The organism is Micrococcus sp. iso_26 (assembly GCF_056172975.1).
On the sequence record NZ_CM149652.1, the window covers coordinates 125,361 to 146,764 of the forward strand.

Consider the following 21,404-nt stretch of genomic DNA (forward strand, 5'->3'; position numbering starts at 1 on the left):
TGTGGCTATAGTCACGTCCAGGAGCGTGCCCGAGGTCACACCCGACGGCGCGGTCCCCTCGCACCCGCGTCTCGGCTGAGACCTCTCCCGGAGGAGCCCCCATGGCCACCCGTCTGCGTCACCGACTCCTGTCCGCCGCCGCGCTCACCGCGGCCGGCGCCCTGCTCGTCACCGGCTGCGCCCAGAGCCAGCGCGACGGCGGCGGCTCCGGCGGCTCGGGCGGGGGCGACGCCGCCCAAGTGGACGGCTCGTTCATCTTCGCCGCCTCCTCCGACCCCAAGAGCCTCGATCCGGCGTTCGCGAGCGATGGCGAGACGTTCCGGGTCTCCCGTCAGATCTTCGAGGGCCTCGTGGGCACGAAGCCGGGCACCGCGGACCCCGCGCCGCTGCTGGCCGAGTCCTGGGAGTCCTCGGAGGACGGCCTGACCCACACGTTCCAGCTGAAGGAGGGCGTGACCTTCCACGACGGCGAGCCGTTCAACGGGGAGGCCGTGTGCGCCAACTTCGACCGCTGGTACAACTTCACGGGCATCCAGCAGTCGGAGACCCTCTCGTACTACTACGGCAAGCTGTTCCGCGGCTTCGCGGACAAGCCCGAGGACGCCGTCTACCAGGAGTGCGAGGCCACCGGCGAGCACGAGGTGAAGATCACGCTGGCGCAGCCGTTCGCGGGCTTCATCTCCTCCCTGTCCCTGCCGGCCTTCGCCATGCAGTCGCCGAAGGCGCTCGAGGAGTACAAGGCGGACGAGGTCGGCGGCACCGCCGAGTCGCCCCAGATGTCCGAGTACGCCCGGGCACACCCCACCGGCACCGGCCCCTACAAGTTCGAGTCCTGGAGCGTGGGCGAGGACGTCAAGCTCACCGCCAACGAGGACTACTGGGGCGAGGGCGGCGAGGTCACGGACATCACCTTCCGCGTGATCGACGACCCGGTGGCCCGCCGTCAGGCGCTCGAGGCCGGGGACATCGACGGCTACGACCTCGTGGCCCCCGCGGACACCGCGGCGCTGTCCGAGGCCGGCTTCAACGTGGTGGCCCGCGACCCGTTCACCATCCTCTACCTGGGCCTGAACCAGGAGAAGGAGGAGCTCCAGGACGTCAGGGTGCGCCAGGCGATCGCCCACGCGATCGACAAGGACGCCCTCATCGCGCAGACCCTCCCCGAGGGCACGGAGCCCGCCACCCAGTTCATCCCGAAGTCCGTGAACGGGTACAGCGAGGACGTCACCACGTACGAGCACGACCCCGCCAAGGCCAAGGCGCTGCTCGCCGAGGCCGGCTACCCGGACGGCTTCACGATCGACTTCAACTACCCCACCGGCGTCTCGCGCCCGTACATGCCGACCCCCGAGCAGGCGTTCTCCAACCTCTCGAGCCAGCTGGCCGAGGTGGGCATCACGGTGAACGCGAAGCCGGCCAAGTGGAGCCCGGACTACCTCGACCAGGTGCAGGGCACCTCGGACCACGGCATCCACCTGCTCGGCTGGACCGGTGACTACAACGACACGGACAACTTCGTGGGCGTGTTCTTCGGCCAGGAGAAGCCCGAGTTCGGCTTCACCGACGAGGAGCTGTTCTCCGCCCTCGAGGAGGCCCGCCAGATCCCGACGCTCGAGGAGCAGACGCCGAAGTACCAGGAGATCAACGAGCAGATCTCCGAGATCGTCCCGGCGGTCCCGCTCGCCCACCCGGCCCCGTCGCTGGCCTTCGACAAGCGCGTGGCCTCCTACCCGGCGAGCCCGGTCAACGACGAGGTCTTCAACGAGATCGACCTGACCGAGTGAGCCCGGCGGGCCGGGGACGACCCGCCCCACCGGCGACGACGGCGCCGCGCCCCGGCGCCGTCGTCGCCGGCCCGCCCGCCACCGCCCGTCCCTCGCACCGACCGGCCCGGCCCCCGCGCCGGCATGGAGGCCCCTCGTGCTCAGACTCATCGGCAAGCGCCTGCTGCTGCTGATCCCCACCCTGTTCGGACTGTCCGTCCTGCTGTTCGTGTGGGTCCGCAGCCTGCCCGGCGGCCCCGCCACCGCCCTGCTCGGCGACCGCGCCACCCCCGAGGCCGTGGCCCGCGTGAACGCGGCGTACGGCTTCGACAAGCCCCTGCTCGAGCAGTACCTCACCTACATGGGGCGGCTGCTGCGCGGCGACTTCGGCACCTCGACCATGACGAACCGGTCCGTGGTCGAGGAGTTCGCGGACCGCTTCCCGGCCACGCTGGAGCTCTCGGTCTTCGCGATCGTGTTCGCGGTGGCCATCGGCATCCCGCTCGGCTACTGGGCGGCCCGCCATGTGGGCCGGTGGCAGGACGACGTCGCCGTCGTGCTGTCCCTGGTCGGCGTGGTGGTGCCCGTGTTCTTCCTGGCGTTCATCCTCAAGTGGGTGTTCGCGGTGAAGCTGGGCTGGCTGCCCACGGACGGCCGGCAGGACCCGCGGATCGACGCCACCCACTACACGAACTTCTACGTGTGGGACGGCATCATCACCGCGGAGTGGGACGCGGCCCTGAACGCGCTGACCCACCTGGTGCTGCCCGGCATCGCGCTGGGCACCATCCCGCTGGCGATCATCGCGCGCATCACCCGTGCCTCCGTGCTGGACGTGCAGGACGCGGACTTCGTGCGCACGGCCCGCGCCAAGGGCCTGGCCCCGCGCCTGATCCGAAACCGGTTCATCATGCGCAACGCCCTGCTGCCGGTGAGCACCACGCTCGGCCTGCAGCTGGGCCTGCTGATCTCCGGGGCGGTGCTCACCGAGACGGTGTTCGCGTTCAACGGGATCGGCCGGTTCCTCGCGCAGGCGATCTTCCAGCTCGACTTCCCGGTGCTGCAGGGCTTCATCATCTTCATCGCCCTGCTCTACTCGCTGATCAACCTGGTCGTGGACGTCTCCTACGGCCTCATCGACCCGAGGGTGCGTGTCTCATGAGCGTGAACCTGCCCCCCAGCCCCGGCGGCGGACCCACCGAGCACGCCGTCGAGCACGCGCTGGCGCCCGTCGAGGCCGGGGCCACCCAGGCGACCACCGAGGCCGCCGCGGACACCCGCGGCACCTCCGTGTGGGGCGCCGCGTTCCAGCGGCTGCGCCGCAACCCGGCGGCGATCGCCGGCGCCGTGATCGTGCTGCTCTTCGTGCTCGTGGCCGTCCTCGCCCCGGTGCTGGCCCCGTACGCGGGCACGGCCACACCCGGCATGCGCGAGATCCGCCCCACCCACGTGCCCGGCCCCGGCGAGGTGGCCGGCTACCCGCTGGGCCTGGACCGCTTCGGCGGGGACGTGCTCTCCAAGCTGATCTGGGGCGCGCAGGCCTCGCTGCTCATCGGCGTCGTCTCGACGGCGTTCGGCCTGGCCGGCGGCATGCTGCTCGGCCTGCTGGCCGGCACGTTCGGCGGCTGGGTGGACTCCGTCGTGATGCGCGTCGTGGACATCCTGCTCTCGGTGCCGAACCTGCTGCTGGCGGTGTCCATCGCGGCGATCCTCGGACAGACCCCGTTCGCGGTGATGATCGCGATCGGGGTGGCGCAGGTGCCCGTGTTCGCGCGGCTGCTGCGGTCCTCGATGCTCACGCAGAAGGGGTCGGACTACGTGCTCGCGGCGCAGACCCTCGGCCTCTCGCGCGGACGGATCACGATGTCCCACGTGCTGCCGAACTCGCTGGGCCCCGTGATCGTGCAGGCCACGCTCACCCTGGCCACGGCCGTGATCGACGCGGCCGCCCTGTCCTTCCTCGGCCTCGGCGGCGGCCGCCCCGAGACCGCCGAGTGGGGCCGCATGCTCACCTACGCGCAGGCCGAGCTGGGCATCAACCCGTGGCTCGCGTTCCTGCCCGGCCTGTGCATCGCCATCACCGCGCTCGGCTTCACCCTGCTGGGCGAGTCCCTGCGCGAGGCCCTCGACCCGACCTCCCGGAGGCGCTGACCATGGACCCCAAGCACGACGACGGCGCACCCGGCCCCGGCGCGGCGCCCGCGGTCCCTGCGGCGGGCGCCCCCCTGCTGGAGATCCGCGACCTGGACGTGGAGTTCACCACCCAGCAGGGCACCGTGCAGGCCGTGGAGGGCGCGTCCCTCACGCTCCCGGCCGGCGGCACGCTGGCGATCGTGGGCGAGTCCGGCTCGGGCAAGTCCACCACCGCGATGGCCGCGATCGGCCTGCTGCCCGGCAACGGCCGGGTCACGGCAGGCTCCGTCCGCTTCGCGGGCGAGGAGCTCGTGGGCCTGCCCGAGTCGCGGATGCGCCGCATCCGCGGCCGCCGGATCGGGCTGGTGCCGCAGGACCCGATGTCCAACCTCAACCCCGTGACCCGGGTGGGTCAGCAGATCGGGGAGACCCTGCTGACCCACGGCATGGCGACGAAGAAGGACGTGGGGGCCGCCGTCGTCGAGGTGATGGAGCGCGCCGGCATCCCCGAGCCCGCGCGGCGGGCCAAGCAGTACCCGCACGAGCTCTCGGGAGGCCTGCGCCAGCGCGTGCTGATCGCCATCGGCCTGGCGTGCCGGCCGCAGCTGCTGATCGCGGACGAGCCGACCTCCGCCCTGGACGTGACGGTGCAGCAGGTGATCTTGGACCAGATCGACGAGATGACCCGCGAGCTCGGCAGTTCCGTGCTGCTGATCACCCATGACCTCGGCCTCGCCGCCGAGCGGGCGCAGCAGCTCGTGGTGATGCACCGCGGCCGCGTGGTGGAGTCCGGCGACGCGCGGGCCATCCTCGAGGACCCGCAGCACGCCTACACCCGCTCGCTCGTGGCGGCCGCGCCGTCGGTGGCGGCGGCCCGCCTGCTGCCCGAGGCCTTCGATCCCGCGCCTGCCGCACTGGCCGAGGACGACACCGCGGCCCTCACCACGGTGGCCCTGGCGAAGCAGGACCTCACCCCGCTGGTGGAGATCCGCGACCTCACCAAGGTCTATCCCGTGCGCGGGCACGAGGACTTCACCGCCGCGAAGGACGTCTCCCTGAAGATCCCGCGCGGCAAGACCGTCTCGATCGTCGGCGAGTCCGGCTCCGGCAAGACGACGACGGCGCGCATGCTGCTCAAGCTGATCGAGCCGACCTCGGGCGAGATCAGCTTCGAGGGCAGGGACGTGCTGGCGCTGAAGGGGGAGGGGCTCAAGGACTTCCGGCAGCGCGTGCAGGCCGTGTTCCAGGACCCCTTCTCCTCGCTCAACCCCTCGTTCACGGTGGGCCGGATCATCGAGGAGCCGCTGCAGACGTACCGGCGGGGCAACGCCACGCAGCGGCGGGCACGTGTGCTCGAGCTCATGGACCAGGTGGCCCTGCCCTCGCACTTCCACCGCCGGTACCCCGCCGAGCTCTCGGGCGGGCAGCGCCAGCGCGTGGCGATCGCCCGGGCGCTCGCGCTGAACCCGGAGCTGATCGTGTGCGACGAGCCGGTCTCCGCGCTGGACGTGCTCGTGCAGGACCAGATCCTCACGCTGCTGCGCCGCCTGCAGGACGAGCTGGGGCTGAGCTACCTGTTCATCTCGCACGACCTGGCGGTGGTGCGGCTCATCTCCGACTACGTGTGCGTCATGAAGGACGGCCGGGTGGTGGAGGCGGCCAGCTCCGAGGAGGTCTTCACCAACCCCCGACACCCGTACACGCGGCGGCTGCTCGCCTCGATCCCGGGCAACGAGCTGGGCATCGCCGTCGAGGCGGACGGCACCCACGTCTGAGCGCTGACCGGGCCGGACGGTCGGGTGCAGAAGCGCCCCGTTCGTGTCGACCGAGCCGCAGCGACATCACTGCCGGGCGGACCGGCGGCGATGTCGCTGGGCGTCGGTCGGACGGTCGGGCGCGGTGCTCAGCGGGCGAGCTCCCACGTCAAGCGGGCGATCGCCTGCTCCTCGTCCGTGGGGACCACGAGGACCGGGATCGCCGACTCCGGCGCGGAGATCGTGTGGGGCCCGGCCACGCGGGCGCGGTTGGCCTCGGCGTCGTAGGCCACCCCGAGCGCCCCGAGCCGGTCGAGCACGCGCGCCCGGAACGGAGCCGAGTTCTCGCCGATCCCGGCGGTGAACACGATCGCCTGCGCCCCGCCCACGGCCACGTGGTAGCCGCCCACGTACTTGGCCAGCCGGTAGGAGGCCACGTCCAGGGCGTTGCGGGCGCGGCCGTCCCCGGAGGCGGCGTTCTCCAGCACCTGGCGCATGTCCGCCTCCCCGGCCAGGCCCAGCAGGCCGGAGCGCCTGTTCATGAGGGTGTCCAGCTCCTCGGCGTCGTAGCCGTGGTTCCGCATGAGGTGGGTGACCACGGAGGGGTCCAGGTCGCCGGAGCGGGTGCCCATCACCAGGCCGGCCAGCGGGGTGTAGCCCATGGAGGTGTCCACGGAGACGCCGTCGCGGATGGCGGTGGCGGAGGCGCCGTTGCCCAGGTGCAGCACCACGGCCCGGAACTCCCCCCGCGGGATGCCCAGATGCTCCGCGGCGAGGCCGGTGACGAGGTCGTGGCTCGTGCCGTGGAAGCCGTAGCGGCGGATGCCGTGCTCCGTGTAGACCTCGTCCGGCAGGGCGTACTGCCAGGCCTCGCGGGGCATGGTCTGGTGGAACGAGGTGTCGAACACGACCACCTGGGGCATGTCCGGCCAGCGCTCGGCCATGGCGCGCAGCCCCTGGGCGGCGGCGGGGTTGTGCAGCGGGGCCAGCGGGGCGAGGCGCTCGATCGCGCGGATCACCTCGTTGGTCACCCGGGCCGGGGCGGTGAACCGCTCGCCGCCGTGGACCACGCGGTGGCCGGCGGCGTCGATGGTGCGCCCGCCGGTCGCCTCGGCCAGCTCGGCCTCCACCTGCTCGAGGGCGGCGGCGTGGTCCGGCACGCCGGAGCCGGGGACGCCGATGCGCTCCACCAGGCCCTGGGCGAGGACGGGCACCGGGGCGTCCGTGCCGTCGTCGGCCAGCTCACGGAGCTGGTACTTCAGGGACGACGAGCCGGAGTTGATGACAAGGACGAGCACGGGGGACTCCTTCCGGGGCGTCAGCCCTGGGCCTGGGCCTGGATGGCGGTGATGGCGACGGTGTTGACGATGTCCTCCACGGTGGTGCCGCGGGAGAGGTCGTTGACGGGCTTGTTCAGGCCCTGCAGCACGGGCCCGACGGCGACCGCCCCGGAGGACTGCTGGACGGCCTTGTAGGTGTTGTTGCCGGTGTTCAGGTCCGGGAACACGAACACGGTGGCCTGGCCGGCCACCTCGGAGCCGGGCATCTTCGAGGCCGCGACGGAGGCGTTGACGGCGGCGTCGTACTGCAGCGGGCCCTCCACCTTCAGCTCGGGGGCACGCTCCCTCACGAGCTCCGTGGCGGCGCGGACCTTGTCCACGGACTGCCCGGAGCCGGAGGCGCCCGTGGAGTAGGAGAGCATGGCGACGCGCGGGTCCACCCCGAACTGGGCGGCGGTGGCCGCGGACGCCACGGCGATGTCCGCGAGCTGCTGCGCGTCCGGGTCCGGGTTCACGGCGCAGTCGCCGTACACGAGGGCGCGGTCCGGCAGCAGCATGAAGAACACCGATGAGACGATCGAGACGCCCGGCTTCGTCTTCACGAACTCCAGCGCGGGGCGGATGGTGTTGGCGGTGGTGTGGGCGGCGCCGGAGACCATGCCGTCCACGTCGCCCAGGTGGACCATCATCGTGCCGAAGTAGGCGCCCTCCTGCATGACCTCGCGGGCGCGCTCGGCGTCCACGCCCTTGTGGGCGCGCAGCCGGGCGTACTCCTGCGCGTAGCGCTCCAGGTCCGGGGAGTCGGCGGGGTCCACGAGCTCGATCCCGCTCAGGTCCACGCCCTCGCGGGAGGCCAGCTCCCGCACGGCGGCGGCCGGGCCGAGCACCACGAGGTCGCAGACGTCGCGGCGCTGGAGGATCTCGGCGGCGCGCAGCACGCGGGCATCCTCGCCCTCGGGCAGCACGATCCGGCGGCGGTCCGCGCGGGCGCGGGAGATCAGCTCGTGCAGGAAGCGCAGAGGGGTGACGACGTCGGTGCGTGGCAGGTCGAAGCGGGCCAGCAGCTCGTCCCCGTCCACGCGCTGGTGCCAGGTGCCCAGGGCGGCGGCGGTCTTGCGGGGCTGGGCGCTGGAGAGCTCGGAGCGCACCCGGGAGACCTTCGCGGCGGTGGTGAACGTGTCGTCGTGGGTGACGAACACGGGGAAGGCCGCGCCCAGGTAGAGCCGCTGGAGCTGGCGGTTCGGGAGGATGCCGTTGGTGAGGATCATGCCGGAGGGGGTGGGGAAGTCCGGGGTCAGCGAGGAGGCCACGGTGGCCAGGATCGCGTCGGAGCGGTCGCCGGAGACGATCACGAGCGCGCCCTCGCGCAGGACCTCGAGGAAGTTGCCGCCCTCCATGGAGACGGCCTTGACCTCGGCGACGTCGCGGTCCAGCGTCTCCTGCCCGGCCATCTGCTCGAGCCCGAGCGCGTCCGCCACCTCGGCCACCGAGGGGTGCGCGAGCTCGGTCAGCTCGGGCAGCACGTACACGGGCCAGGCGTGGCGGCCGGGGCGCACGGCCGCGCCGACGGCGTCGAGGTCACGGGGGTCCGCGCGGTTGACCATGACGGCCAGCAGCTCGACGCCGGCGTCGTCGAGGGTGCGCCGGGCCAGGTCCACGACGTCGGCCGCCTGCTCGGGTGTCAGGTCCGCGCCGGAGACCACGGCGACCACGGGGGTGCCGAGGTTGCGGGCGAGCTGGGCGTTGAGGTCGAGGTCGGCGGCCGGGTCCGGGCTGATCAGGTCGGTGCCCTCCACCACCACGACGCCGCCCGCCGCCCGCATGGCGTCGTACTGCTCCACGCAGCGCTGCTGGACCTCGTCGCCGCGGCCCTCGGCCATGAGGGTGCGGGCCTCGGCCGCGGTGAGGCCGCCGCGGGCCTGCTCCGGGGAGAGGCCGTACTGCTCGCGCATCAGCAGCACCATGGGGTCGGTCTCCACGTCGTCGCCGGGCACCACGGGGCGGAAGTAGCCCACCGTGCCGGAGCGCCGGTACAGCGAGTCGGCCAGGCCCAGGCTGACGAGGGACTTGCCGGCGCCGGTGGACGTGGTGGAGACGAAGATTCCCTGGGGCATGGCGGACCTTCCGGTGGAGGACGGGGCTCGTCGTTCACGGTACCGAGGCCGCGGCGTCGGGGCCCGTCCCGGCCGACGCGGATCGACGTGAGTGAGGCGTGTCTCTCACGCGCGTAATACACATGACTGCACTCGCCCCGTCAAGCATTAAGGACCCTCCCATGGCAACGAGAGCCGACCGCGGCCGCCCCGTGCACAACCCCGACATCATCGGGTTCACGGACGCCGAGCTCAACGAGACCCCCATCCGGCCGAAGTGGAACTCGCTGGGACCCGGCATCGTGGCGGCCGCCACGGGCGTGGGCGCCGCGGACCTCGTGGCCACCCTCACCGCCGGCTCCCGCTACGGCTACATGCTCCTGTGGGCCGTGATCCTGGGCGTGATCTTCAAGATCGTGCTCGTGGAGGGCGTGGGCCGCTGGTACCTGTCCACCGGCAAGACGATCTTCCAGGGCTGGCGCTCGCTGGGCTCCTGGACCTCCTGGTACTTCGGCCCCTACATCCTGATCTGGGGCTTCGTGTACGGCGCCACCGCCATGAGCTCGGCCGCGCTGCCCCTGGCCGCGCTGTTCCCGGGCGTGGACATGAAGGTCTACGCGATCGGCCTGGGCCTCGTGGGCCTGGGCCTGGTGTGGCTGAACCGGTACGGGCTGATCGAGAAGCTCATGGCGGTGCTGATCGGCGTCATGTTCCTGACCGTCCTGCTCTCCGCGGCGCTCACCGCCCCCAACGTGGGCGACATCCTCGCCGGCCTGGTCCCGCGCATCCCGTCCGGCGACCCGGACGTCATGTTCTACGTGCTCGGCCTGGCCGGCGGCGTGGGCGGCACCATCACCCTCGGCGCGTACGCCTACTGGCTGCGGGAGAAGGGCTGGAACGTCCCGAAGTACATGCGGGTGATGAAGTTCGACAACGCGACGTCGTACATCCTCACCGGCATCTTCGTGATCGCCACCATGATCATGGGCGTCGAGCTGCTCCACTCGGCCGGCCTGGCGATCTCCTCCGGTGACCGCGGCCTGCTCGACGTCGGCAACGTGCTCGCCGAGCGCTACGGCCAGGCGTACTCCGTGGTGTTCCTGGTGGGCTTCTTCGCCGCGTCCTTCTCCTCGCTTCTGGGCGTGTGGCACGGCGTCTCCCTGATGTTCGCGGACTTCTGGACGAACTTCCGCCGCCCCGCGGACGAGCTCGACCAGGACGACGCCCCCTCGCTGGCCTCGAAGCCGGGCCGCTTCTTCCTGCTGTGGCTGACCTTCCCGCCGATGACCCTGCTGTTCCTGGATCGCCCGATCTTCCTGATCCTGCTCTACGGCACGCTCGGCGCCTTGTTCATGCCGTTCCTGGCCGTGACGCTGCTGTTCCTGAACAACAAGAAGGAGGTGCCGGCCCAGTTCCGCAACGGCTGGATCCGCAACACGCTGCTGGGCCTGACGGCCGCCGTGTTCGTGGCGATCGGCGTGAACGAGCTGTGGAAGGCCCTGCAGCCGCTGATCGGGGGCTGACCGGGTGGCCGGCCGGGTGGGCTCCGACTCGGCCGGCCCTGGCCGGTGACCACGGGCGGCGCAGCGGGCACACTGGTGCCATGATCGTCGCCTTCTCCGTCGCTCCCTCCGGCCAGCCCGCCGACTCCGCCCACCTGCCCGGGGACGCGGACACCGCCTCCGTGCACCGGGCGGTGGCCGCCGCCGTCGCCGTGGTCCGCGCCTCCGGCCTGCCCCACCGCACCTCCTCGATGTTCACGGAGATCGAGGGCGACTGGGACGAGGTGATGGAGGTCGTGCGCGGCGCCGTGGACGCGGTCTCCTCGTACGGCTCCCGGGTCTCGCTCGTGCTCAAGGCGGACATCCGCCCCGGCCACTCGGGCGAGCTGGACGGCAAGCTCGAGCGCCTCGAGGCGGCGCTCGCCGAGGACGGGAACGGGGACGCGGCGGACGCCCGCTGATCCCGGCTGACCCCCAGCCCCCCACCCCCGCCCACCCCCACTTCCGTTCGAGAAACGGGAGCCTCGGGAGGCACCTTCGTTCGAGGAACGGGAGGTCCCCCGACCGCTTTCGTTCGAGGAACGGGAGCCCCACATGCCCAGGAGGTCCGCCATGGCCGTCACCGTGCGACCGGCCACGTCCGACGACGTCGAGCCCCTGCTGCGCGTCAAGGCACAGGCCTGGCGCGAGGCCTACGGCGGGCTGCTGCCCGCCGCGCACCTGGACGCCGTGGACGCGGGCGTGCCGGAGCAGGTCCCGGGGTGGGCCGCGCTGGTCGGCTCGGACCGGGAGCTGTGGGTCGCCGACGACGGCGGCCGGCTGCTCGGCATGGCGCTCGCGGGCCCGCGGCGCAGCCAGGGCGGGGGCCTGCCCGACCTCGAGCTCATGGCGCTCTACGTCCTGGCTGAGGCGTACGGCACGGGCCTGGGTGCGCTCCTGCTGGACGCCGTCGTCGGGAAGCGTCCGGCGGTCCTGCGCGTGCTCGCCGAGAATCCGCGCGCGGTGGCCTTCTACGCGAAGCACGGCTTCGCGCCCGAGGGTGGGCCCGAGCCCATGACCGGGCCGTGGGCGGGCTTGCACGAGCAGTTGATGGTGCGTCGTGGCTGAGCGGCGGACTCGCTCCGGGCGGGCGTCGGGCTCCCGTTCCTCGAACGGAAGCGGTCGGGGGACCTCCCGTTCCCCGAACGAAGGCGCCTCTGGAGGCTCCCGTTTCCCGAACGAAGGCGTGGGGGCGTGAGCCGGCGGTCGGGTCGGTCGTCGGGTCGGTCGTCGGCGGCGTCCTCGTCGTCGCGGGGGTCGGCCGCCCGGCGCGGCCGGGCCGCGGAGCCGGAGGGGATCGTCCCCGGCGTCCACGAGATCAGCCACGGCACCGCGGAGATCCGCGAGGACCCGTACGAGCCCGGCGCGTTCGTGCTGTACGTCAACGGGGTCGAGTCCTCCCCGCTGGACCCCGACCACCCCGAGCGGATGGGCTTCGAGTACATGCGCTGGGCCGTCGCGGCCGTCCGCGCGCACTGGCCGGAGCCCACGCCGCTGCGGGCCCTGCACCTGGGCGGCGCGGGCTGCGCCCTCGCCCGCTGGGTGGACCACGCGCACCCCGGCTCCCATCAGACCGCGGTGGAGATCGACGCCGGCCTGGCCGCCCTCGCGCGTGAGCGCTTCGGCCTGCCCCGCGCCCCGGCCCTGCGCATCCGCGTGGCCGACGCCGCCGAGGTCCTGGCCACGGCCCACCCGGCCAGCCGCGACCTGATCATCCGCGACGTCTTCGCCCCGGACCCCACGGACCTGACGGGCGCCCGCCACATCACCCCGCCGGGCCTCACCGGCCTGGACGCGGCCCGCGCCGCCGCGCGGGTCCTCGCCCCCGGCGGGCTGTACGTGCTCAACGTGGGCGGCGGGCCGGACCTGACGTCGGTGCGGGCGGACGTGGCCGCCGTCGTCGCCGCGTTCGAGCACGTCGAGGTGATCGCGGATCCGCCCATGCTCAAGGGGCGGCGCCGCGGCAACGTCATCGTGGCGGCCTCGGACGCCCCCGTGGCCCGCCCCGCCGCGGACGCCCCGCCCGGCTCCGACCCCCGCGACCGCCTGGCCCGTGCCCTGCGCATGGACGCCTTCCCGGCCCGGCTCGCGGAGGATCCACGCGGCTTCCCCGCGGGCGTCGCGCCCGGGATCACGGGACTCGTCCCGGGCCCCGAGGCGTAGACTGGAGGCACTCGGCCGGGTCCGCCCGGGGCCCGTCGAGTCCGACTCGAGGAGGTCGCCATGTCCGCCCAGACCCAGCCCGCCGCCACCCGCCGTGAGGACGCACCGCTCGGCGTCCTGGTGGGTGTGGACGGCTCCGACCAGTCCGTCTCCGCCGCCCGCTGGGCCCAGCGCGAGGCCGGCCTGCGCGGCGAGCCGCTGACCCTCGTCACCGCCTACTCGATCCCCGCGTACTGGGGTTACGGCGCGGACGCCAGCGGCGCCGTCCTGGACGACTCCCGTCTCCGCGAGGGCGTGCAGGCCCTCCTGGAGGAGGTCGCCGGCAAGCTCGACGCCGACGGGGTGCGTCCGGAGCTGCGTGTGGAGATCGGGGACGCGGCCGGCGTCCTCGTGGAGCTCTCCGCCGAGGCCTCCCTGCTCGTCTCGGGCGCGCGCGGCCGCGGCGGCTTCATGGGCCGCCTGCTCGGCTCGGTGGCCGCCGCGCTGCCCGGCCACGCGCACTGCCCGGTCGCCATCATCCCCGCCGGGGTCGAGGCCAGCCGCGCGGGGGACAGGACCGCCGTCGTGGTGGGCGTCGACGGTTCCGAGCAGGGCCGTGCCGCCGCTCTCGAGGCCGCTGAGGAGGCCCGCCTCCGCCAGGCCCCGCTGAAGCTCGTGTGCGCCGTCCCGCCCCTGGGCGCGAATGCCGCGTGGCTGGCGGTCAGCCTGGACGAGGAGGCCCGCGAGCGGGAGCTGCGGGAGCGTCTCGAGGCCGGCGCCGCGTGGATCAGCTCCGAGTTCCCCGGTCTCGAGGTCCTCACCGAGCTCGTGGACGGCACCCCCGTGGACGTGTTGGTGGACCAGACCGCCACCGCCCGCCTCACCGTGGTGGGCACGCGCGGTCTGGGCGGCTTCGCCGGTGCGATCGTCGGCTCCACCAGCCGCGGCGTCGCGGACCACGCGAAGGGTCCGGTGCTCGTCGTCCCGTTCCGCGAGGACGTCCGCCTCGGCCGCCGCGCCTCGTTCGGCCCGGTCCAGGACCAGTCGGGGTCCTGACCGGCGCTCAGCCCCAGCCGAGCTCGTGGAGGCGCTCCTCGGAGATGCCGAAGAAATGCCCCACCTCGTGCATGACGGTGACGGTGATCTCGTCCTCGAGCTCGGCGCGGGAGGTGCAGTGGCGGGTGAGCGGGCCGCGGAACACCACGATCCGGTCCGGCATCTGCCACGCGAACTCGGCGCGCTCGGTCAGCGGCACGCCCTCGTAGAGGCCGAACAGCTCGGTGGCCGGGTCCTCCCAGCGCTGCGGCTCGTACTCGTCCTCCACCACCACGACGACGTTCGTCAGCAGCCGTGCCAGCTCGTCCGGGATGCGGGTGAGGGCCGCGGAGACGGCGTCGTCGAACTCCTGCTCGCTCATCCACGTGGCGGCGGGCTGCTCGGGCGACGGGCGGTGGTCCACGGCGGCTCCTGGGTGTGCGGGGCTCCGCGGCGCGGAGGGCGGCCGGCCGGCGGCCGGACTTGCCGGAGGGTCTGCGGCCACCATAGACTCCCAGGGTCCACCTCGGGAATCTCGACACCGGACCTGCCCCTATCGTCTAGAGGCCTAGGACACCGCCCTTTCACGGCGGCGACACGGGTTCGAATCCCGTTGGGGGTACGCAGAACAGCCGCCTTCGGCAGCCGGAACGGCACATGGAGCGTGGATTTGCACGACGCTCGGAGGCTCTGCTAGAGTTTCCACTCGTTGCGAAAGCGGCGAGAACAACAGAACATGGCCCTGTAGCGCAGTTGGTTAGCGCGCCGCCCTGTCACGGCGGAGGTCGCGGGTTCAAGTCCCGTCAGGGTCGCTCGGATCGTCCGATCACCGGCATTCGGAAACGGAGTCCGGTGACGCATGGTCCTGGTGACGAAGGTCGCCGGGCTCTGTAGCTCAGTTGGTAGAGCGTACGACTGAAAATCGTAAGGTCACCGGATCGACGCCGGTCGGAGCCACCACTTCGAGAAGGCCCCCCGCAGACGCGGGGGGCCTTCGTCGTCCGGGGCGACGAGCCACTGACAGGCGGCGACGCGGTGGGCACACTGGTTCGATGCCCGATTCCCCCTCCGCCCGCGCGACCGGCGGCGAGACCGCGCTTGTGGTGATCGACGTCCAGCACAGCTACTTCGAGCATCCCGCGCTGGCTGCCCAGCAGGCCGAGCTGACGGCGGCGGTCGTGGAACTGCTCCGGACCGCGCGCGAGGCCGGCCGTCCCGTCTTCCTGGTGCGGACCGAGCACGCGCGGGACCGCTCCACGTGGACGTTGAACATGCTGGCCGACGGCGAGGGCTTCGCCTTCCCGGGCACCCGGCAGGCGGCTCTGCTCGACGGGGTCGCGGCGGCCGCCCCGGACGCCGTCGAGGTCGTGAAGACCCGGGACTCCGCCTTCCACGGCACGGGACTGGCGGCCGAGCTGCGGGGCCGCGGGGTGGATCGGCTCCTGCTGTGCGGCGTCTCCACCCACAGCTGCATCGCCGAGACCGCCACGGCCGCGTTCGCCCTCGACTTCCACGCCGCGATCGCGACGGACGCGATCGCCTCCGAAGAGCCGGCGCTGGCCGCGGCGATGCTCGACTTCCTCCGCGACGAGATGCGTCAGCCGCTCCTCGGGCAGGACGAGGCACTCACCCTCCTGCGCACCGGCCTCGTCCCCGACCGGGGCTGAGGGGCGTTCACAGGATCTCGACGTCGCCCTCGTCCGCACGCGTGCGGTCCTGGGCGTCCTCCTCGATGTGCATGGCGGCGGACTCCGCATTGCGCAGGGAGTCCGGGGCACGTCCCTCCCCGGCCCAGTGCTGCGGGTCGTCCGAGCCGCCGCGCACGGGCTGGCCGTCGCGGCCGTCCTCCGGCTCGGGGTCGCCGGCGGCGTTGGGATCGGCGAGCAGGTCCGTCTCGAGCTCTCGTTCGTCCTCGCGGTCCTCGAAGGGGACGTCGGTCATGGTGCGGGTCCTTCCTCTCACGGGCGGGTCCGTCCGGCGCCGCCGTCGTCGTGGTGCCCCACACCCTAGTGAGGCCGCCCACGCGTCACCAGGGGGCGCCCGCGCCGGGGCCGTGGGCGCGGTCACCCGGCCGGGTGAGACCGTCCACTCGGCCGCGTCTCAGGCGGGGAGCCGGCGTGCGGGACCACGTAGGGTCGGGAGGATGAGCGATCCGACACCGCCCTCGACCGAGCCCATGATCCCCGAGCAACCCGGGAACCATCCGTCCTCGGCGACCGCCCCCGACGCCGGCGTCGCCCCTGCCACCTCCGCCGCGGCCGGCCGCGACCGCGTCCTGTTGCCGTGGGTGTTCTGGCCCTCTGCAGTCATCGTGCTCTCCTTCGTGGGGGCCACGCTGCTCGCCCCCGCGCAGATGACCGTGGGCATCGGCCTGGTCCAGCAGGCCATCATCACGAACTTCTCGTGGTGGTACGCCCTCGTCGCCCTGTTCTTCGTGCTGTTCTGCGGCTACCTCGCGTTCTCCCGCAAGGGCGACATCACCCTGGGCAAGCCCGATGAGAAGCCCGAGTTCTCCACGCTGTCCTGGTTCTCCCTGCTCTTCGCGGCGGGCATGGGCATCGGCCTCGTGTTCTTCGGCATGACCGAGCCGCTCATGCACTTCACCTCGCCGCGGCCCGACCTGGCGGCCGCCAACCCCACCCAGGCGGAGGCCGCCCAGTCGGCGCTGGCCACCACGTTCCTGCACTGGGGCCTGCAGCCCTGGGCGATCTACGCGGTGGTGGGCGTGGCGGTCGCGCTGGCCATCCACCGGCGTGGCCGTCCCCTCGCGCTGCGCTGGGCCTTCGAGCCGCTGATCGGCGAGCGCCGCGTGCGCGGCGGCTGGGGCCACCTGATCGACAACATCGCCCTCATCGGCACCGTCTTCGGCGTGGCCACCTCGCTGGGCCTCGGCGTCACCCAGATGTCCGCGGGCCTGCGTGCGCTGGGCATCGTGCCCGAGGACAGCCCCTGGCTCGAGTACGTCATGATCGGCGCGGTCACCTGCGTGGTGCTCTACACCGTGGTCTCCGGCGTGGAGCGCGGCATGAAGTGGCTGTCCAACACCAACCTGATCCTGGCCGCCGGCCTGCTGCTGTTCATCGCGATCGTGGGGCCCACCGCGTTCCTGTTCAAGGAGATGGTGCAGTCCCTCGGCTCTTACATGCAGTACTTCTTCGCGAACTCGCTCAACGTCTCCGCGTTCTATGGCGCCGAGGGCGACGCGTGGCAGGCTGGCTGGAGCGCGTACTACTGGGGCTGGTGGATGTCCTGGACGCCGTTCGTCGGCATCTTCATCGCCCGCATCTCGCGCGGTCGCACCGTGCGCGAGTTCATCGCCGGCGTGCTGCTGGTGCCCACCCTGGTCTGCGTGGTCTGGTTCGGCATCCTGGGCGGCACCGCGATCTTCCTCGAGACCACCCGCCCGGCCGGGTACACCTCCGTGGTGGGCGCGGACGGCGCCATCGACTCGAACACCGCGCTGTTCCAGGTGCTCGAGCAGCTGCCCGCGGGCATGATGCTCGTGGTCGGCGCCATCATCCTCTCGGGCATCTTCTTCATCACCTCCGCCGACTCGGGCTCGCTCGTGATGGGCATGCTCGCCACCGGCGGCGACGTGAACCCGAAGGCCACGGTGAAGATCTTCTTCGCCATCGCCACCTCGCTCATGGCCGCGGCACTGCTGGCCGCGGGCGGCCTGTCCGCGATCCAGGTCCTGGCCATCACCATCGGCCTGCCGTTCTCCGTGCTGATGCTGCTGATCTGCCTGGCCACGTTCCGCTCGCTCGGCTACTCCGTGGCGCGGGTGGAGGCGGTGCGCCGCCAGGCCATGCTGGCCTCCATCAAGGACCGCCTGGGCCTCGAGTCCGACGACGACGAGGTGGTCGACGCCGGCCCCGTGGCGGCCTCGCAGTGGTGGGCCTCGCTCAGCCGGGACCACCAGCAGCGGATCGCCGATGCGGCCGCCGGCGTCCCGGCCTCAGAGGGGCCCCGCCGCCCCCGGCTGCGCCGCCACGAGCACTGACGTCCGGCCTACCGGGCGACCTCCCGGCCCCGACGAGAACGGCCCCTGTCCCGCGCGGGACAGGGGCCGTCGTCGTCGTGGGGGTCAGTCCTCGTGGGACTGGCGGGTGCGGACCACCGGCAGGGTGCCGGTGCGGTCGTGGGCCGCGGCCGACGTGCGGGTGCCCGTGACGAACCAGGCGAGGGTCAGGACCGCGACCCACACGAGACCGATGATGAGCGCCTGGCGCGAATCCGGGATGGTGGCCATGGTGATCACCACGGTGGCCACGAACGCCAGGCCCAGGTAGGTGCCGACGCCGCCCAGCGGCATGGGGAAGGGGGACGGCTCCGCGCCCTGCTCCGCGACGCGCCTGCGCATGGCGCGGTGGGACAGGAAGATCATGGCCCAGGTCAGCACCACGGCGAACGAGGCGACGCCGGCCACCAGGCTGAAGGCGTTCGGGTCCACGGTGATCAGCACCGCGCCGAGCACCATCACGCCCAGCATCACGGCCACGGACAGCCACGGCACGCCGCCGCGGTTGGTGTGGGTGAAGGCCCGGGGTGCCTGGCCGTCGTGGGCCATCGCGTAGAGCAGGCGACCGGACGCGTAGATGCAGGCGTTGATCGCGGAGACGGCGGCGGTGAGCACCACGAAGTTCAGCAGGTGCGGGGCGAAGGGGACGCCGAGGCCCTCGAAGATCTGCACGAACGGGCTGGCCTTGCCGTCCACCTGGTTCCAGGGGACGAGGGCCATGATGACCGCCATCGTCAGCACGTAGAACAACAGGATGCGGATCGGCACCGTGTTGATGGCCTTGGGCAGCACCTTCTCCGGGTTCTTGGCCTCGCCCGCGGCCACGCCGAGGGTCTCGATGCCGCCGAAGGAGAACGTCACGATGGTGAGCGCGGTCAGCACGCCCAGGATGCCGTGCGGCAGGAATCCGCCGTGGTCCACGAGGTTCGCCAGGCTGGCCTGGGTGCCGTCCGCGGTGGAGGCGCCGGTGAAGAGCAGGATCACACCGCCGAAGATCATCGCCACGATGGCCCCGACCTTCACGAGCGTCAGCCAGAACTCGGCCTCACCGAAGTTGCCGACGTGCGTGAAGTTGATCAGGCCGACCACGAGGATCGTGGCCGCGACCCAGGCCCAGGCCGGGACCCCCGGGAACCAGAACGCCATGTACGTGGTGATGGCGGCGGTGTCCGCGACGATCACGACGGCCAGCTCGAAGACGAAGGTCCAGCCGGTCACGTAGCCGGCGAAGGGGCCGAGATAACGGGAGGCGTAGGCGGCGAAGGACCCGGAGACGGGCTCCCGGAGCGTCATCTCGCCGAGGGCGCGCATCACGAGGAACACGGCGGCGCCCGCGACGAGGAAGGACAGGATCACGCCCGGCCCGGCGGCCTGGATGCCGCCGGCCGAGCCGTAGAAGAGGCCGGTGCCCACCGCCGTGCCCAGGGCGATGAACATGATGTGCCGCTGGCTCAGGCCGCGGTGCAGCTGCCCGCGGTCCGCGGTGGCCGCGCCGGTCTCGGCGACGCGGGAGCCGGAGGGGGAGGTGCTCACGTGAAGTCTCCGCTCGAAGGGGGGGTGGATCAGGACACGCCATGGTGACTCGTGATACAGCGTTCATGCCACTTTGTCCGGTGTGATGCAAGTCATCGTGGACGTTACGTCGCGTTCGTCCGGCCGGGCCGGATGATGTGACCTCGCCCACCGCGGATTCCCCGCGGAAGGTCCGTGGCGCCCCGGCGGGTCCCGGGGCGCGCCGGGCTCAGTCCATGAGCAGCCACGCGGCGGCGTCGTGCGCGAGCCGCCCGTCCTGCACGGCCTCCGCCTCCTCGAGGGAGAACAGGGCCCGGGAATGGTTCGCGGGCAGGTCGACGGGCTCGGTCGACAGGTTCGCCATCACGAGCACGGTGCGCGCCGGGATCGGCTCGCCCGAGCCCAGGTGCCGGCCACCGCCCGAGGTGACCGTGAACGCCAGCACGCCGCGTGTGGGGTCGTGGTGCTCGGACCACGCGAACGTGCCCGTGCCCAGGTCGAGCTCGCCGCGGATCTGCAGCAGACGCCGGTACAGCTCGAACACGGAGCCCTCGACGCCAACCTGCCGGTCCGCCGCCAGCGCTCGGAAGGACGCGGGCTGGGGCAGCCACGGCGCGGCGACGCCCTCGGCGGCGGACGCGGGGCCGTCGTCGTCCGCGGGGGTCGAGAAGCCGTAGGACGGCTCGTCGGCGGCCCACGGCAGAGGGATGCGGCAGCCGTCGCGGCCGGGCTCCTTGCCGTCCGTGCGGAAGAAGTACGGGTCCTGGCGGTGCTCGGCGGCGAGGGTGGTGTGCTCGGGCAGGCCCAGCTCGTCGCCCTGGTAGATGTACGCGGAGCCGGGCAGGCCCAGCTCCACCATCGCGGCGGCGCGGGCCCGACGGCGACCGACCGCCTCGTCTGGCTGCTCGTCCTCGGCCGTGATGCCGGCGGGGTAGGAGCTCGGGTCGGCGAGGCCGTAGCGGGAGGCGTGGCGCACCGTGTCGTGGTTCGAGAGCACCCAGGTGTTCGGGGCGCCGACCCGGCCGGCCTGCTCGAAGGACCGGTCGATCGCGTGGGTCAGCGAGGCGGCGTCCCAGCCGGCCATGAGGTAGGTGAAGTTGAAGGTCTGGTGCATCTCGCCGGGGCGGACGTACCGGAACATCCGCGAGAGCGGGGCCACCCACGCCTCGGCCACCATCATCGGCTCGTGGTCGTAGGAGTCCAGGACCCGCCGCCAGTCCCGGTAGACCTCGTGGACGCGGTCCTGGTCCATGAACGGGGTGAGCGGCTCGAAGGTGTCCGGGTCGAACGTGGGGTCGGCGTCCTCGCCCGCGTCCGTGACCATGCCCATGCGGGAGTGCTCGGCGTCCGGGTAGCCGGGCTGCTTGATGAGCCCGTGGGCCACGTCCACCCGGAAGCCGTCCACGCCGCGGTCCAGCCAGAACCGCAGGATGGAGCGGAACTCCTCACGCACCTCCTCGTTCTCCCAGTTCAGGTCCGGCTGCGTGGTGTCGAACAGGTGCAGGTACCACTGGCCCGGGGTGCCGTCCGCCTCGGTCACGCGGGTCCAGGCCCCGCCGCCGAACGTGGACTCCCAGTTGTTGGGGGGCAGCTCGCCGTGCTCGCCGCGGCCCTCGGCGAAGTGGTAGCGGGCGCGCTCGGGGGAGCCGGGGCCGGCGGCCAGGGCGGCCTGGAACCACGCGTGCTCGGACGAGGTGTGGTTCGGCACGAGGTCCACGACCACGCGGATGCCGGCCTCGTGCGCGGCGGCGATCATCTCGTCCGCGTCCGCGAGCGTGCCGAACCGCGGGTCCACGGCGCGGTAGTCCGCGACGTCGTAGCCGGCGTCGTGCTGCGGGGAGAGGTAGAAGGGCGAGAGCCAGATCGCGTCCACGCCGAGCTGGGCCAGGTAGTCGAGGCGCGAGGTGACGCCGCGCAGGTCGCCCATGCCATCCCCGTCCGCGTCCGCGAAGGAGCGCGGGTACACCTGGTAGATCACGGCGTCCACCCACCACGGGGTGACGGGTCGGTTCCGGGCTTCCGAGGGCGGGGTGCTCAGGCGCTGCGTGGTCATGGGATCCACCCTAGGCCCGACGCCGGGGCCGCGCGCCCCGCGTGGGCGGCGTCGGCGGCGTGGTGTGCGTCTCGGGC

General features: G+C 72.6%; 17 protein-coding genes and 3 tRNA genes. 14 read left to right on the forward strand and 6 right to left on the reverse strand.

Going from position 1 to position 21,404, the window contains the following annotated elements:
* Positions 1-101: 101 nt before the first annotated feature.
* The 4 genes from AC0VX0_RS00600 (at position 102) to AC0VX0_RS00615 (ending at position 5,671) form a co-directional block, all read left to right on the forward strand.
* The gene (locus tag AC0VX0_RS00600; RefSeq protein WP_376173710.1) at positions 102-1,784 is read left to right on the forward strand and encodes an ABC transporter substrate-binding protein; all 1,683 of its coding nucleotides are present in this window, start codon (positions 102-104) and stop codon (positions 1,782-1,784) included.
* Between the two features lie 136 nt (positions 1,785-1,920).
* Positions 1,921-2,925: an ABC transporter permease gene (locus tag AC0VX0_RS00605; RefSeq protein WP_069941074.1), complete on the forward strand. Its 1,005-nt coding sequence runs from the start codon at positions 1,921-1,923 to the stop codon at positions 2,923-2,925.
* Entirely contained in the window at positions 2,922-3,914 is a 993-nt protein-coding gene (locus tag AC0VX0_RS00610; protein WP_036341535.1) for an ABC transporter permease, read from the forward strand. Before AC0VX0_RS00605 ends, AC0VX0_RS00610 begins: the two co-directional genes overlap by 4 nt.
* A gap of 2 nt (positions 3,915-3,916) precedes the next feature.
* Positions 3,917-5,671 (forward strand): dipeptide ABC transporter ATP-binding protein, encoded by a 1,755-nt coding sequence (locus tag AC0VX0_RS00615; RefSeq protein ID WP_119217611.1) that lies wholly within the window; start codon positions 3,917-3,919, stop codon positions 5,669-5,671.
* Between the two features lie 128 nt (positions 5,672-5,799).
* On the opposite strand, the gene AC0VX0_RS00620 is transcribed toward AC0VX0_RS00615, so the two are convergent.
* Both AC0VX0_RS00620 and pta read right to left on the reverse strand, forming a co-directional pair.
* Positions 5,800-6,948 (reverse strand): acetate/propionate family kinase, encoded by a 1,149-nt coding sequence (locus AC0VX0_RS00620; protein WP_041103599.1) that lies wholly within the window; start codon positions 6,946-6,948, stop codon positions 5,800-5,802.
* Positions 6,949-6,968: 20 nt separating this feature from the next.
* Positions 6,969-9,044 carry a phosphate acetyltransferase gene (pta, locus tag AC0VX0_RS00625; RefSeq protein ID WP_020625363.1) on the reverse strand — a complete coding sequence of 692 codons (2,076 nt, stop codon included), beginning with the start codon at positions 9,042-9,044 and terminating at the stop codon, positions 6,969-6,971.
* 161 nt (positions 9,045-9,205) lie between these two features.
* Between pta and AC0VX0_RS00630 the strand changes: the two genes are divergently transcribed.
* The 5 genes from AC0VX0_RS00630 (at position 9,206) to AC0VX0_RS00650 (ending at position 13,762) form a co-directional block, all read left to right on the forward strand.
* Positions 9,206-10,546 carry an Nramp family divalent metal transporter gene (locus tag AC0VX0_RS00630; protein ID WP_041103600.1) on the forward strand — a complete coding sequence of 447 codons (1,341 nt, stop codon included), beginning with the start codon at positions 9,206-9,208 and terminating at the stop codon, positions 10,544-10,546.
* Between the two features lie 80 nt (positions 10,547-10,626).
* Complete coding sequence (locus tag AC0VX0_RS00635; protein WP_020625365.1) at positions 10,627-10,986, forward strand: thiamine-binding protein; 360 nt, start codon at positions 10,627-10,629, stop codon at positions 10,984-10,986.
* Positions 10,987-11,137: 151 nt separating this feature from the next.
* A complete protein-coding gene (locus tag AC0VX0_RS00640; RefSeq protein WP_020625366.1) occupies positions 11,138-11,632 on the forward strand; it encodes a GNAT family N-acetyltransferase in 495 nt (164 codons plus the stop codon).
* A gap of 126 nt (positions 11,633-11,758) precedes the next feature.
* Positions 11,759-12,727, forward strand: coding sequence for a spermidine synthase (locus AC0VX0_RS00645; RefSeq protein WP_020625367.1), 969 nt, complete (start codon positions 11,759-11,761; stop codon positions 12,725-12,727).
* Positions 12,728-12,787: 60 nt separating this feature from the next.
* Positions 12,788-13,762 (forward strand): universal stress protein, encoded by a 975-nt coding sequence (locus AC0VX0_RS00650; RefSeq protein WP_070708964.1) that lies wholly within the window; start codon positions 12,788-12,790, stop codon positions 13,760-13,762.
* Between the two features lie 7 nt (positions 13,763-13,769).
* Here AC0VX0_RS00650 and AC0VX0_RS00655 read toward each other — a convergent pair whose 3' ends face one another.
* Positions 13,770-14,165: a metallopeptidase family protein gene (locus AC0VX0_RS00655; RefSeq protein ID WP_002856128.1), complete on the reverse strand. Its 396-nt coding sequence runs from the start codon at positions 14,163-14,165 to the stop codon at positions 13,770-13,772.
* Between the two features lie 125 nt (positions 14,166-14,290).
* On the opposite strand from AC0VX0_RS00655, the gene AC0VX0_RS00660 reads away from it, so the two are divergent.
* The 4 genes from AC0VX0_RS00660 (at position 14,291) to AC0VX0_RS00675 (ending at position 15,408) form a co-directional block, all read left to right on the forward strand.
* Positions 14,291-14,363, forward strand: a tRNA-Glu gene (locus tag AC0VX0_RS00660).
* 116 nt (positions 14,364-14,479) lie between these two features.
* A tRNA-Asp gene (locus AC0VX0_RS00665) sits at positions 14,480-14,553 on the forward strand.
* A 72-nt stretch (positions 14,554-14,625) separates the two neighbouring features.
* A tRNA-Phe gene (locus AC0VX0_RS00670) sits at positions 14,626-14,701 on the forward strand.
* 92 nt (positions 14,702-14,793) lie between these two features.
* Positions 14,794-15,408, forward strand: coding sequence for a cysteine hydrolase family protein (locus tag AC0VX0_RS00675; RefSeq protein ID WP_041103605.1), 615 nt, complete (start codon positions 14,794-14,796; stop codon positions 15,406-15,408).
* A gap of 7 nt (positions 15,409-15,415) precedes the next feature.
* Here AC0VX0_RS00675 and AC0VX0_RS00680 read toward each other — a convergent pair whose 3' ends face one another.
* Positions 15,416-15,682: a hypothetical protein gene (locus AC0VX0_RS00680; protein WP_002856131.1), complete on the reverse strand. Its 267-nt coding sequence runs from the start codon at positions 15,680-15,682 to the stop codon at positions 15,416-15,418.
* Between the two features lie 202 nt (positions 15,683-15,884).
* On the opposite strand from AC0VX0_RS00680, the gene AC0VX0_RS00685 reads away from it, so the two are divergent.
* Complete coding sequence (locus AC0VX0_RS00685) at positions 15,885-17,744, forward strand: BCCT family transporter (protein ID WP_073116245.1); 1,860 nt, start codon at positions 15,885-15,887, stop codon at positions 17,742-17,744.
* A gap of 84 nt (positions 17,745-17,828) precedes the next feature.
* Here the strand turns inward: AC0VX0_RS00685 and AC0VX0_RS00690 are convergent, their stop codons facing one another.
* Together AC0VX0_RS00690 and AC0VX0_RS00695 are read right to left on the reverse strand one after the other, a co-directional pair.
* Positions 17,829-19,295, reverse strand: a complete 1,467-nt coding sequence (locus AC0VX0_RS00690; RefSeq protein ID WP_036383523.1) for an amino acid permease — start codon at positions 19,293-19,295, stop codon at positions 17,829-17,831.
* Between the two features lie 208 nt (positions 19,296-19,503).
* A complete protein-coding gene (locus AC0VX0_RS00695; protein WP_036383521.1) occupies positions 19,504-21,327 on the reverse strand; it encodes a glycoside hydrolase family 13 protein in 1,824 nt (607 codons plus the stop codon).
* Positions 21,328-21,404: the final 77 nt, after the last annotated feature.